At 52.7% G+C, this 13,834-nt stretch carries 13 protein-coding genes; 5 read left to right on the forward strand and 8 right to left on the reverse strand.

The window, feature by feature from the left end; all coding sequences use genetic code 11:
• Nucleotides 1-243: 243 nt before the first annotated feature.
• The 5 genes from HS100_00080 to secG all read right to left on the reverse strand — a co-directional run bounded on the left by HS100_00080 (nt 244) and on the right by secG (nt 5,647).
• Nucleotides 244-888: a hypothetical protein gene (locus HS100_00080; GenBank protein ID MBE7432290.1), complete on the reverse strand. Its 645-nt coding sequence runs from the start codon at nt 886-888 to the stop codon at nt 244-246.
• A gap of 290 nt (nt 889-1,178) precedes the next feature.
• Complete coding sequence (locus tag HS100_00085) at nt 1,179-2,069, reverse strand: DUF1385 domain-containing protein (GenBank protein ID MBE7432291.1); 891 nt, start codon at nt 2,067-2,069, stop codon at nt 1,179-1,181.
• Nucleotides 2,070-2,156: 87 nt separating this feature from the next.
• Nucleotides 2,157-3,527: a dipeptidase gene (locus tag HS100_00090; GenBank protein MBE7432292.1), complete on the reverse strand. Its 1,371-nt coding sequence runs from the start codon at nt 3,525-3,527 to the stop codon at nt 2,157-2,159.
• 86 nt (nt 3,528-3,613) lie between these two features.
• On the reverse strand, nt 3,614-5,293 hold the full coding sequence (locus HS100_00095; protein MBE7432293.1) for a peptide ABC transporter substrate-binding protein: 1,680 nt from the start codon (nt 5,291-5,293) through the stop codon (nt 3,614-3,616).
• Between the two features lie 129 nt (nt 5,294-5,422).
• On the reverse strand, nt 5,423-5,647 hold the full coding sequence (gene secG / locus HS100_00100; protein MBE7432294.1) for a preprotein translocase subunit SecG: 225 nt from the start codon (nt 5,645-5,647) through the stop codon (nt 5,423-5,425).
• Nucleotides 5,648-5,803: 156 nt separating this feature from the next.
• Between secG and HS100_00105 the strand changes: the two genes are divergently transcribed.
• From HS100_00105 to HS100_00125, 5 genes are all read left to right on the forward strand, one after another.
• Nucleotides 5,804-6,865 (forward strand): PHP domain-containing protein, encoded by a 1,062-nt coding sequence (locus tag HS100_00105; protein ID MBE7432295.1) that lies wholly within the window; start codon nt 5,804-5,806, stop codon nt 6,863-6,865.
• A gap of 222 nt (nt 6,866-7,087) precedes the next feature.
• Nucleotides 7,088-7,372, forward strand: coding sequence for a 30S ribosomal protein S6 (gene rpsF / locus HS100_00110; GenBank protein MBE7432296.1), 285 nt, complete (start codon nt 7,088-7,090; stop codon nt 7,370-7,372).
• Between the two features lie 33 nt (nt 7,373-7,405).
• A complete protein-coding gene (locus HS100_00115) occupies nt 7,406-7,825 on the forward strand; it encodes a single-stranded DNA-binding protein (protein MBE7432297.1) in 420 nt (139 codons plus the stop codon).
• A 148-nt stretch (nt 7,826-7,973) separates the two neighbouring features.
• Nucleotides 7,974-8,264: a 30S ribosomal protein S18 gene (locus HS100_00120; GenBank protein MBE7432298.1), complete on the forward strand. Its 291-nt coding sequence runs from the start codon at nt 7,974-7,976 to the stop codon at nt 8,262-8,264.
• A 496-nt stretch (nt 8,265-8,760) separates the two neighbouring features.
• Nucleotides 8,761-9,819, forward strand: coding sequence for a peptidylprolyl isomerase (locus tag HS100_00125; GenBank protein MBE7432299.1), 1,059 nt, complete (start codon nt 8,761-8,763; stop codon nt 9,817-9,819).
• Between the two features lie 208 nt (nt 9,820-10,027).
• Here the strand turns inward: HS100_00125 and HS100_00130 are convergent, their stop codons facing one another.
• From HS100_00130 to HS100_00140, 3 genes are all read right to left on the reverse strand, one after another.
• Entirely contained in the window at nt 10,028-10,648 is a 621-nt protein-coding gene (locus tag HS100_00130; GenBank protein MBE7432300.1) for a hypothetical protein, read from the reverse strand.
• Nucleotides 10,649-10,980: 332 nt separating this feature from the next.
• A complete protein-coding gene (locus HS100_00135) occupies nt 10,981-13,332 on the reverse strand; it encodes a hypothetical protein (GenBank protein MBE7432301.1) in 2,352 nt (783 codons plus the stop codon).
• 159 nt (nt 13,333-13,491) lie between these two features.
• The gene (locus HS100_00140) at nt 13,492-13,731 is read right to left on the reverse strand and encodes a DUF2283 domain-containing protein (GenBank protein ID MBE7432302.1); all 240 of its coding nucleotides are present in this window, start codon (nt 13,729-13,731) and stop codon (nt 13,492-13,494) included.
• Nucleotides 13,732-13,834 lie beyond the last annotated feature (103 nt).

Raw genomic sequence — 13,834 nt, forward strand, 5'->3', positions numbered from 1 at the left:
GCAGACAGGTGAAACGCATCCGGAAACGTAGGGCAAGTATTCAATGGACTTCTTGCAAAAGTCAAATTCTTACCTTGCTCAAGGCGGTGTCTCCGCCGCCGAGGATTGCGGCGGGAACGCCAATGCAAGAGGTCAAATAAACTTATAATCAAATTGAAGGAAGGATCGCGAGATCACCTAACAACTGGAATAAAAAGTACCTCCTGTGAGCGTGGACACAGGAGGTACTTTTACGAAATCGATTTATCTCAGGATTCGAAACAGGACGAAGACCCCAACGAGGAGAAGAACGCCGACCATGGCGAGAACGATCACAGTGCCGGTTGATAACCAGAGCGGAGAAGAACCATTTGGCTCGACTTCAAGTGGAAGCGGAGTACCCAATAGCGGCGTATCGTTCGGAGAACCCTGCTCCGCGCTGACCGCCAGCGGGATCGTCTTTGCCCCGATGGTCACGCCCGGCAGGGGCGCTGCGAAGCCGGATTCATTTTTAATGACGAGCGCGGCACTTTCGAGGGTCAAATTCGTCTGGCATGCGCCAAGGGTCGTAAAGCGTATTTCAGCCAATATTCCATTCACGACCACCGGAGTTGTACTGGCAAAGGATGCATCCACCAGACCGGCGGCCTGGGGAAGTAAAAGTCCATTCATGCCGGGAATAGGGCTGGCAGCATTCAGCGCTTGAAGGCAGGCGGGGTCATACCGGATTTGAAAGGTCATTCCCTGAATCGGCGTGGTTGAGGTACCGTTCACTGTGGCAATAACGGTCTCGCCAGTCTTGAAATCGATCAGATTCGCGCTGATCCATATGGATTCAGCAGACTGTGCCTGAACAGGTAGAACAAGGAAAAAAGTTATTAGGAGGGTAATGATCGAAAGTTTTTTCATTGGAGTCTCCAGTTGGGGGGTTCCGTTCCCACACGTGGCAATTTTCGAATACGTTCACGAATGACCCGATTATATTCCACCTATTGCCTTCAGGCTTTGAATCGACTTGCGGCGGGTCACCTTAGAGATGCTTTTCAATTTTGATCAAGGGCTCACGATCCATGAAATCGTGACCTGCACAGAAGGGAATTACATGATCGAAATTCCCCTGCATAAAACAACGAGGAAGAGACGGAACTGCCTATCTTCTCAAGAATATGGATCAACCAGTGAAGATAAATGCAGTGAGGTTAAATGACGATTTCCGACTCGGCCTTGCGCATGGATTGAAAGGACTGGATCGCCACTTCGAGCATGGCATGGTCGGGCGGGCGCGTGGTCAGCGCCTGCAGGGCGAGGTTGGGTTTGATCAGGAACTTGACGATGGGGTTGTTCAGATTGTTCGCTGTCCAGCGGATGTATTCGACGGCAATCCCCGCCAGGATGGGAATGAATAAAATGCGGGTGACCAGCCGCCATAAGATGGGCATGGGTCCCAATGCGGTGAAGACGAGAATGGACAACAAAACGAGCGTGAGCAAAAACGCCGTGCCGCAGCGCGGATGTTCGATGGGATACTGGTCCACGATCTCGGGAGTTAATTCCGCGCCGGCTTCATAAGCGTTGATGGTCTTATGCTCCGCGCCATGGTATTGAAAGACGCGCCTGATGTCGGGCATGAAGCCGATCGCCCAGATATAGCCGACAAGAATCAGAAGGCGCAAAACGCCTTCTAGTAGGTTCCCGATCCAAACGGCAGATGTGGTTTGGGCAAGCCAGTGTTCCGCCCAGCCGCCGATCCCGGCGGGAAGCAAAAAGAAGAGGCCGATGCCAAATGCGAGCGACAAGCCCAACGTCAGGTAAAGAGCCGGTCCTTCCAGCTTTTCATCCTCGCCTGTTTGCGTGTTCGCAGAAAGGGTCAATGCGCGCATCCCCAAGCCAAGCGCATCCCACAATAGAATGACGCCGCGCAAAAACGGAATCTTTGTAATGCCCGAACGGTAAACATTCGCTAGGGGCTCGGTATGGGTGACGATCTTCCCATCCGGCGCGCGCATGGCGACGGCATAGGCTTTTTGCCCGCGCATCATGACGCCTTCGATAACGGCTTGACCGCCGTAGGTGATGATTCGATCTTCCATAAAATCCTTGTGCAGCGCACGTTCTCTATCGTGCCTGTATGGTTGGTGTTTCGACGGCGTTGGAGAACGCCGGGAACGCGATAATGGCTAGAAATTGAAAAAGAAATGCGTGAATGCCTCGATGCCTTTATGCCATGTGGGCAGGTGCATGCGCTCATTTGGCGAGTGGACGTTATCATCGGGCAGGCCGAAGCCGGTGAGGAGCGAATCCGCGCCGACATATTTCTGCAAAAGCACGACCGACCCGATCGAGCCGCCTTCGCGTTTGAAATAAGGGCGTTTCCCCCACACGGTCTCGAGCGCCTTCGCCAGCGCTTTCACGCCAGGCGAGTCGGATTGCGTCAATGCCGCGCCCGCGTTGTGCAGGTTCTTTAATTCCCATCTGATGGTCTTCGGTGCGTTCTTCTTGAGATAGGCGCGCAGTTGTTTTTCGGTCTGTTCGGGGGTTTGATCCGGGACGAGGCGGCAGGAGATCTTTGCCATCGCCCACGCAGGCAGGACCGTCTTCGATCCCTGACCGGTAAAACCGGAAAGCAATCCGTTGACTTCAAGGGTCGGGCGTGCGCCCACGCGCTCGGCAGGGATGAATCCCGGTTCGCCCCACAGGGCGGGCACACCGGTCATTTTAATGAGGTCTTTGTCTTTCACAGGCAGTCGTTTGAAATCTTCCCGTTCCTTTTTGCTTAACTTGCGGACCTTATCGTAATAGCCTGGAAGCGTGATTCTTCCATTTTTATCGTGCATGCCAGCGACAAGCTCGATCAGCGCCTGAGCCGGGTTGTGAACCGTCCCGCCAAAAAGGCCGGAATGTAGATCCTTATCCGGACCGAACACGCGCAGTTCGAAATAGGCAAGTCCGCGCAAGCCGGTGGTGATGGTGGGTTTATCCGCAGCGATCATGCCGGCATCGGGATTCAGGCAATAATCGCAGGCAAGCATTTCCTTGTTATCCTTTATGAAATCGCCGAGATGTTCCGACCCGATCTCTTCCTCGCCTTCGACGAGCCACTTGACATTGACAGGTAGTTTGCCGTCGGATCTCATGACCGCTTCCACAGCCTTGATGGACGCGATGACCTGACCCTTCATATCCGAACCGCCGCGGCCGAAGAGGTAATCGCCCCGGACCTCCGCCTGGAACGGGTCGGATGTCCACAGTTCGAGCGGGTCGACGGGTTGCACATCGTAGTGACCGTAGATCATCACTGTCGGCGCGGACTTGCCCGCCTTCATCCATTCGCCGTAAACGACGGGATGCAGCGCGGTCGGCATGATTCGAACATTTTCCATACCGATGGAACGAAGTTGGCTCGCGACCCATTCCGCCGCCCGCTGAACATCCGCTTTGTGTTCGTCCAGCGTCGAGATCGAGGGGATGCCTATGAATTCCTTTAATTCGTTCAGAAACCGCTCGCGGTTCGAGCGGACGTACTCGATGGCTTTCTGTGTTGAAGTCATTAGGGTTCCTTTTATTTCACGTTTGCGTAGTTGGCGTTCTCCAACGCCAACAGGCGCGTATGAGAACGCACCTTACGCGGTTATTCTCACGGCGCAGGTTGGGTTTCTTCCTCCAACGAGCGGCGGGTGATGAGATACCATTCATCGATCAATGCCAGTCTGTCACTGACATCGTACATCGGCGCAACCTGCACGCCCTGTACTTGAGCATCCACCCCGTATGAATAAACGGGATAATATAACGGCAGGGACGGCATTTCCTTGGCGAAGATGACCTGGAAATTTTTATACAGCCGAATGCGTTCGTTGAAATCGGCGGCAGTGCGGGCGGTTTCGAGATACTCGCTTGCGGTACGGTTATCCCACTGTGAATAATTCTGCCCGCCGGTCGCCTCCGATTGATGCCAGAAAAGGTACGGGTCGGGATCGGGCGTGCGCGACGTGTTCAGGTCGGCAAGTGCGGCTTCATAACCGCGGGTCGTCAGGAAATCGTTCACCAGCGAATCATAAGACACTGACTGTAGATTCAATTGCACACCGATCAGTGCCCAATCCGCTTGAATCGCCTGGGCGATCTGGGCATGAAGCGCATCGTCGGGATGCACCAAAGTGAACGTCAGCGGCTGGCCGTCCTTCGAGCGGACCGTGCTTCCGGCTGTAAAGACATACCCTTCCTTGTTAAGCAACTGAATCGCCGCTTCGGGATCGTATGAAAATTTTTCGATCGCATCGTAATACGCCCACGAGCCGGGAAGGATGGGGCTGTCTGCGACGATGGCCTGGCCTTTAAGGATATGCGAGACGATCACCGTGCGGTTGACGCCAAGCATCAAAGCGCGGCGGACGCTGGCATTTTGTAAAAAACCGACAGCGGGATTGTTGTTGTTGAGGAAGACCAGTCCCATCTGCGGCAACCGGCTTGTGTATACAGAAAGAGCCGGTTCCATCAGCGCAGCGTCGAGCACATCCTGTGTCAATTGGCTGATACCGAGCACCTCGCCCTGACGGTAGGCATCCAAGGCGGCGGTGGAATTCGGGAAGTAACGGAAGACGACCTGTTCGATGAATGGCGGACCGAGGAAGTAATCCTGATTGGCTGTGAGGACCACGCCTGTGATCTGACCGCCGCTGATCAACAACTCTTCGAATTTATAAGGACCGGTTCCGACCGGCTTCAAATTGAATTCAGCGGTCGGGAGCTGGTCGGCCGGGACGGATTCCAGCAAATGTTTCGGCAGGATGCCGAACGACGCGTAATCCAAAAAGGGGGAAAAAGGCTCGGGCAGGGTAAACTGAAACGTCTTGTCGTCGAGGCGCTTGACCTGAATCTGCGACCACAAGTCCTTGATATCCTGCGGGAAAAGCGAAGCGGGACTCTTGATGGCTTCGATGGTGAAGATCACATCGTCGCTGGTGACGGGCTGCCCATCATGCCAGACCGCGCCCGGGCGGAGCGAAAAATTGTAGACTTTGCCATCCGCTGAGACACCCCAGGATTCGGCAAGGTCGGGCTGGGGAAGGCCGCGCGAATCGAACCTGACCAGACCGCTGAAGATGAGCCGGTTAACGTCGCGATCCGCGGAGTTGTTCCAATCCAAAACAGGATTGAGGCGTCCCATCGAGCCGATCAGCGCCTCGGTATAGATTCCGCCGGGCGCCGCTTCGGGCAGGGTGATGACGGTCACAGGCTGCTGGCTGAGCAAAAGCAACGCCACGATCACAAGTGTGACCGCCACGACGAGGATCTGCCAGCGTAATCGTTTCATGAGTAAGAGTTGGGGGTAACCAGCCCTCACCTCGAGCCCGAAGGCGGGATGAGGGGAATAAAAAAGAAAGGACCGCCCTGCCCGATGTGCGGGCATTTCATCACGGCGGACCCTCCGGAAATACCTTGCTTATTTTCCAATGATAATGATGGTAATGACCAGCGCGAAAAAGACCACGCTCAATGTGATCGTCACCCAAAACAGAACGCGCTCGATGCCGCGCCGCGCGGTGAATACGCCGCCGGTGTCGGCGCCGGTGAGTCCGCCCAGGCCTGCGCCTTTGCTCTGCAGGATGACGCTGAGGATCAATCCCACCGAGGTTATAATCAACGCAATTTCCAAAAGATTCGTCATGCGAAAGTGCCTCCTAAAATTTAGCGGGCAAATTATACCTGTGGAAAAGGATATTAGTCAAACGTTCAGAAATGTCATTGCTTCGGGCTGGATCTCGAAACACGCTATGCGTTACTCGACCGTCCGCCCTTGCAATGACATTTATTCGAGGAACTTATGCACGAAGTCGTCGTCAACCTGCACATGCATACCCGCTATTCCGATGGGAGCGGCCTCCACAAAGATATCGCCGCCGCCGCGCTCAAAGCCGGCGTGGATGCGGTCATCGTCACCGACCACAACATCCTCGTGCAGGGCTTCGAAGGTTATTACAAGGACAGGAACAAAAGAGTCCTGATGCTTCTCGGGGAGGAGGTCCACGACCAGGCGCGCGACCCGCAGAAGAATCATTTGCTTGTCTTCGGCGCGAACCGCGAGCTGGCAACCTTTGCGGACAATCCCCAAAACCTGATCGACCAGGTCCATGAGGCGGGCGGGATCTGTTTCCTCGCCCATCCCGACGACCCCGAAGCAAAAGCTTTCAACGAAACCGACATCTCCTGGGTGGATTGGAGCGTGCAAAACTATACCGGCATCGAGTTATGGAATGCGCTGAGCGAATTGAAGACCGTTGTGCCGACAAAACTTCACGGCGCTTTCTACGCCTACTTCCCTTCCTTCGTCGCGCATCGACCCATCCCGAATACGCTCGCCAAATGGGATGAACTGCTTTCAACCGGTCAAAAAGTGGTCGCCATTGGCGGCTCGGACGCTCACGCCCTGCACATGCATCTGGGACCGCTCCATCGCGTGATCTTTCCCTACGAATTTCACTTCCGCGGGGTCAACACTCATGCGCTTCTCCCTGAACCCTTGACAGGCGATGTGAACACGGACCGTTCACTTATCTACAAGGCTTTCGCCGCCGGACATTGTTTCGTCGGTTACGATCTGCCCGCCCCCACGAAAGGATTCCGTTTCTCAGCGCAGGGCAAGGAAGCCTCCGCCATCATGGGCGACGAGCTCTCCGCCAAAAACGGCGTAACCCTGCAAGCCAAACTCCCCTTCGATGCAGAAATCCGCCTCGTGAAGGATGGACAGGTCGTACAAACCTGGATGAACCAACCTGCCTGTACGTACATCACGACAGAGCCGGGTGCTTATCGAATAGAAGCGTATAGGAGATATTTGGGCAGGAAACGAGGGTGGATCTATAGCAATCCGATCTATGTGAGGTAGTGGCAGTGAATCTGGAATGGCAGTGCGTCTACGCGGAGAAATGTGAATGGACAGAACCGGTTCCAAATCCGGGAAAGAGCCGCGGTTTCCCCCGCTCATGATCTCAAATCCTGTGGTAAACTCACGTTCGCTGTAGGTACGTTATAAATATACGTGCCTTTCCGTTCCCGGCGGGTCCACGACCTGAACAGGAACAAACCCATGGAAAGGAGGTTTTCCCAAATGCGAAATTACGAACTGATGTGTATCATCCAGCCCGACCTGGACGAGACCGCCATGAACGGTGTGCTCGAAAAGGTCAAAGGCTGGATCGCCGAGTCCGGCGGAAGCGTGGACAAGGCTGAGGTATGGGGCCGCCGCCGCATGGCGTACTCCATCAACAAGCAACGCGAAGGTCAGTACGTTCTGTTGAACGTGACCATGAACCCCGCTGCCACGTCGAACCTCGAACGCAATCTGCGCTATCAAGAGTCGATCATGCGGCATATGCTTTCCACGGTTGGTTAATCGGATTTACCGGTCATTTTACAGGAGCACACCATGAGCCGAGGACTTAACAAAGTACAGATCATTGGGCATTTGGGCAAGGACCCCGAAATGCGCTATACCCCCAGCGGCAAACCCGTGACGACCTTCACGGTGGCTGTCAGCCGCACATGGAACAGCGCGGACGGCGAGCGTCACAACGAGACCGAATGGTTTAATGTGGTGGCGTGGGGCACCCTGGCGGAGATCTGCAAACAGTATCTCGTCAAGGGTCAGCAGGTCTATGTGGAGGGGCGGCTGCAAACCCGCCGCTGGGATGACAAGGAAGGCGTCAAGCACACCAGCGTGGAAGTCGTTGCCAATGAAATGATGATGCTTGGTGACCGGCGCGAAGCGAACAACCAATCGCACGAAGCGGAAGGAACCGCCGCCGAGCCCGCAAACGGCGCGGCGGAAGAAGAATTCCCGTTTTAGTTTTTTTTACAATGTCATCCTGAGCCGAAGCCCTGATTGAAATCAACGGGCTGCCGAAAATCTCCGAGGACACCAAGGAGATTCTCACCCGCGCTTGCGCGCAGGTAAGTATAGCTGCGCTCGGAGCGGCATACCCATGGAGTAAATAATGAGTGAAGAACGACCCGAACGATCCAGTTCAGGCGGCGAGGGCGGAGGCGAACGCGGCGAACGCAAATTCTTTGCCAAGCCCAAGTTCTGCCAGTTCTGCGCCGACAAGACCCTGACCATCGATTACAAGAAAGTCGACCTGCTCCGCAAGTACGTGACGGAGGAAGGCAACCTGCGCCCGCGCCGGCAGACCGGCGCCTGCGCCAAACACCAACGGCTCGTTGCAGCGGCGGTGAAACAGGCGCGCCATGTCGCGCTCCTGCCCTTCTCCAACCGCGGCATCGACTGACCCTCCCATCAACGCATCGGGGCATGGGCACAGATCCATGCCCCGGATTTATCCCATACCAAATCTAGACCTGACAGGTTTTTGAAACCTGTCAGGTCTATTCAAGGGAGTTTGACCCATGAGCAAAGAACCGGGTAAAAAACCCGTTATCCATAAAAAGCATGTCGCGCGTCTCGAACGGGAAAAACAACAAACCCGCCTCATCCTCTACGCCTTATTCGGCATCCTCGGCGCGGTTATCCTGCTGCTCCTTTACGGCTGGCTCGACATCAATTATTTCCAGCTCAACCGCCCCGTGGCGAAGGTCGGCGAAACCGAGATCCTCCTCAAGGATTTCGAGCCGCGCGTGCGCCTGAAGAGAAGGCAGCTGCTCGATGACTACACCCAATACCTGCAATACCAGCAGTTCTTTGGAATGGACATGAGCAGCCAATTGCAGAGCGTCGAATCCCAACTCAACTCGCCGGAGACGGTCGGGCAAACGGTGTTGGAAGAAATGATCGGCGAACAGCTCATCCGGCTTGAAGCCGAAAAACGCGGCATCACCGTCAGCGAAGAAGAACTCAACGCGCGGGTCGAGGCGGGATTCAATTTCTACCCGAACGGGACGCCCACACCATCGCTGACACCGACCCCATTCGAATTGCCGACGGAACCGGACCTCTCCGAATTCATCACTCCAACCCAGGATGTGACCGCCACGCCTCTTATCCCGCCCACGCCTGATTCCACAGCGACAACTTCGTCCCAGCCGACAGCCGAAGGCGCGACCGCCGAGCCGACCGCGACCCTCGAACCCACCGCAACGTCAACCGCGACCCTCACGCCGACCGTCACCCCCACAACGGGACCAACCTCCACGCCGCTGCCGACCGCCACGCCCTATACGCGTGAAGGATTCGAAGGTCAGCTCGATGAAACGTATGCCAACATCGAAAAGTTCGGTCTCGATAAAACATACATACGCACCTTCTTCGAGAACCTGATCCTGCGCGAGAAACTCGAAGAGGTCATCACCGCAGACCTGCCGTCGGGCGAAACGCAAGTGCGCGCGCGCCACATCCTCGTCGTGGACAGCGTGACCGCGGAGAACATGATCGAAAGACTTAAGAACGGCGCAGACTTTGCCGAACTTGCCCGCGAATTCTCCACCGACACAGGCTCAGGCGCACAAGGCGGCGACCTTGGCTGGTTTGGAAAGAATGCGATGATCCCCGAGTTCGAAGCGGCTGTATTTGCGCTCGAAAATCCCGGCGATTTCACCCTTGAACCGGTCCAATCCACGTTCGGTTTTCACATCATCCAATTGATGGGCAAACGGGAGATCCCGCTCACAGGCGATGCCTTGCAGCAGGCAAAGGACGTCGCCTTCCAGCAATGGCTGACCACCGCCCGCGAAGAGTACGGCGTGGAAACGTTCGATATCTGGCAGGCGCGCGTCCCGAATGAGCCGAACTTCATCACCGCCGCCACCGAAGCCGCGCAAGCCCAGCAAACCCAGCAGGCGGAACGGCTCTCCACGCTCGAAGCGGAAAACGTAACGCCGACGCCGTAATTTCATATGTCATTGCGAGCGCCGAAGGTGCGAAGCAATCTCCACTTGCAATGCAAAGATTGCTTTGTCGGCTTGGTCTCGATACGAGCGTGACGCCTGCCCAGAGTGCAAGTGCTGGGAGAACATCCGCTCTACTCGACCTGCGCCTCCTCGCAATGACAGATAAATCAAAAACCCGCTCCGGATTATAGGGGCGGGTTTTTGTTCTTTATTCCTTCACATCTCCCACTTCAAACCTGCAAAACTCATCCCCTTTGGCAATGCAATGGGTTTCGATGATTTCATACTCTTTCCCGGTCGCCCACTTGACCGCCTCGGAAATAGACCCGATGTAAAGATAGCAAATGGGATGGTCGCTGTGGCGGGAGTTGCAAACTCCGCAGGTGGATTCCACGTAAGCGATCCTCTCCCCGCCTTCATCCAGCCAGATATTGACCTGCGGATTTGTCTTCTTCAGCGCGTCCGCCATGCCGTTGAGGATGAACTTGATGCGCTGTTTTTCCGGCAGTAATTTGAGCGCAACACCGGCAATGCCCAATAACGCCGCCTGTTCGCGCACACCATACTGGAAGGATGCCCTGCCGATCCGCTGTAACATACCTTTCCCGCCGCGCCCGTAAAAATCCTCGATCGCCTGGTTCAATTGCGCATATTGCGAAGCCTTGATGGACGGTTCAAGGTCGTTCGGCGGGAAATTCCCAGCGAACCTCTCCAGCCCGCAGGACTTCAATACCGCGTTCAAACCGTTCTCCCCCATCACTTCCTGCATCGAGATCAATGCCTGCCGCACCAGCGAGTTGATGATGACTGCTTCTTCCGGGATTGCCATGGGGGCTCCTAACTCTAAAAATAGGCTGTCAACTTGAAAGTATACAATAGATATATCTCAAAACTTTTTGGGGAAATAACCCACCCCAGTAGACATTTTCGCTCGCGTCCAACGCCCACGAACTCAGCCGAGACGGCAAGTTCACCATATGCAGGTGACTCTTTTGGAATCGACAAGCGAGGTCGATCATTAATTGCTTGTCTTGTTCGTGCTGGAAAGATCGGGAAGATATTGTCATCTAAAGTTTCCCTTAAAGAGGAACAAAACCTATGCGGACAAGTCGCGCAGAGGCAGAGAAAATCACCCTCTTGTTCCCAGCATATGTATTTCCACTATGGGGCAACACCCCAAATTTTAATTGTTCCATCATCGCTACCCGAGATCAAGAATCGCCCATCTCCAGAAAATGAAATCGCCGTTATCTTTTTCACATGACCAGACAAAGTAGTCATCAGATTAATATCACCATCAATCCGATAAATCTGAATTACATTATCCCATGTTGTCAATGCAAGTAGTTGTCCGTTAGGGGATAAGGCAATATCTGCGAATACCGAAGCTCCAGGAACCCTTTTTGACTTGATTTTTTTCCATTCTTCAGTGTTCCAAACCTGAATTTCTGCCTGCCAATTATTATCGAAAGCCAAAATTGCCAAATTGTCATTCTGAGGTATAAAATCAAAACTAGCAGCGCGATAATTTGGAATATTTGTGTCTAGTTTCATTCTTTCTACAACATTAGCTGCCATAATTTCTGTATGCCATTCACCAGTTGTTATAATGTCTTCAAATACCAAAATCGAACCATCGGAAGATATAGCGCTGTTCAACGAAGTGGATGGAAAACTTACCTTCCTTTCCATGATAGGATTTTCCGGCTCTCCAACTTCCCAGACATACACACGGTTAGTTTCAGGACCCATATTGGCTACTAATGCGCTTGCATCTAAAGATATGTGGACTTCTCCTCCAGATAATGATGATCGGGTATAGGTTTCAAGTATTTCGGCAGTTCCCGTATCCCAAGTGTAAACATGAACTTTTTGTTTTTTCCAATTTTCGTCATATACTGATGTAGCCAAAATGGGTTGATTTGGAAAGAACTTAATGTCAAATACCCACCCATATACATCTTCAGGCAATATCTTTATGGTTCCGCCCCACACTTCTTGCAATGAAATCCTAATTCCGTTATCATATCCACTACGATCAGTCCAATCAGTGTCTGAATAAGATACAGTATTTCCATCCGAGGAAATATCGACATCTACGACCCTTCTGGAAAAATCGTAAATTATGGTTTTGATTTTAATTGTTTCCAATTCCCAAACCTGAACGGAGCCGTCCGCGGTCGCAGTAACAACGAATTTTCCGTCCGGGGAGAATATCAAGTCAATAATTTCCCCGGTGGGTTTTTCCCATGTCACATCCTCGTCCCAAATATCGTCTAATGTGCCAAAACTTGCGACTACTTTTTGCTGCTCAAGATCAAAAACTCTGACACAAACAACACTGCACAAATTCGACGCGCTTAGGGTATTTGAAAAATAAGCAAATGGATAGTATATATGTCCTTTTGCTTGACTACCATCAGCGACCAAATAGCTGATGTGATGCGATACGTCATTTTCACTTAATCCTCCATGGACGATGACAGTTGAAAGGTCGGGAGAAAAGGCTATATGATTGATGTTCGCAGGAACAGTTGTGGAAGATCGGTCGGGGTTTCCTCGTTTATCTGTAAACTGAGATTCCCATTGAGTTTGACCGTTCGAATTAAACAAAGTTAGCGTTCCCAGTGAACCGACGACGATATATGCCCCATCGGGCGAGTAGATTGCAACGCGAGAATCCGCATCACTTGTAATTTGCTTCACCTTTCGCCCGGTTGACGCATCCCAAAGAATAACGCCGCCATTTCCAGTCGTTAGAAATTTACTGCCGTCGGTCGACACGGAAAAGCTGCGAAGCGCAGGCGCTGACAACCTAATCGTGTCTTTCAATTCCCCGCTTGATAACTCCCATACGTATACAGATGGATTATCTTCTGAAACGCTTTCCACGGTGTAGAGCGAGTTCCCATCTTTTGAAAAATCAAGAAACTTGGGGGTGGTTTCGATAACACGAACAAACTCGTATGTATTTCCATCGTAGAGGTGGACTCGAAAAGGCGAAGCAACCACTAGGTATTTACCATCGGGCGAGAAAGCCAGTTTTTCAATTGTTCCATTTCCATAGTTCAGTATTTCTTTTAAATGCTGGGCATTTTTAGAATCGATTTCTGTTAAAGCATCTCCGTAATCAACATTTGGAAAGGCATCTGCATTAACTTCCGTCAACTGAGTCGATTCGGTTTCCAAATCTCTCAGAGGGATAAAACCGCAGTTTATCTTTTCCCCGTCAAATTCTGAAACAACTCCCAACTCTTCATATTTGCCCCGCAATATGATCTCTTTCCCTTCAACCAGCGTGGTGGGAGACAACCCGTCTTCTTGGGAGCATGGGAACAGGACAGTCTTATTTATGATCACCGCCTTAATTTCCGGAACAGGCGTTGGCGATGGAGTTACAGTTATAGTGGCGGTGCTCATTATTTCAGGGGTTGGCGTATACTGCGGCGATACAGGAGAACATCCCGTAAGTACTGCAAGAAAAAAGACCGTGAGTATTTTTTGTGTTTTCATTGTCACTCCGACGACGTTACCGAAATCTGGATTTCCATCCAACCACAAAAATCTATATCCATCCAACTTTTTCGAATTATACCCAATCGTCATCAAAAAAGCCCCGCCCCAAAACTGGGAGCGGGACTTTCCATTGTCTAACGTCCGCGGTCAGCCGTCCTATTCTGCAGTCGCCTGCCGCAAATCCGCTATCACAGGCAGGGAAAACAACTCGCTCCGCAGCAAACGGCTGGTAAAGAACAACACCTCGAAATTCTCCACCTTGCCCGTCTTCGGGTTCAAGCGGACAATAATCTCGTCTTCAAGTTCCTCTGACTCCTGCTCCGCATACGGCGGCACGGTATTGACGTATAAAATATCCGCCTCGCGATCATATTTGAAGGTTAACTTTTCTGCCATATTATTTTTTCCATCAATCAAACAACGGGCACGAAAATGTTTCCATAATGCAATATCCCTCATTATAATCCTCTCTCCAAACAAAAAAGCCCCGCCCCAAAAC

The organism is Anaerolineales bacterium, from assembly GCA_015075725.1.
Taxonomy (GTDB): Bacteria; Chloroflexota; Anaerolineae; order Anaerolineales; family Villigracilaceae; genus Villigracilis.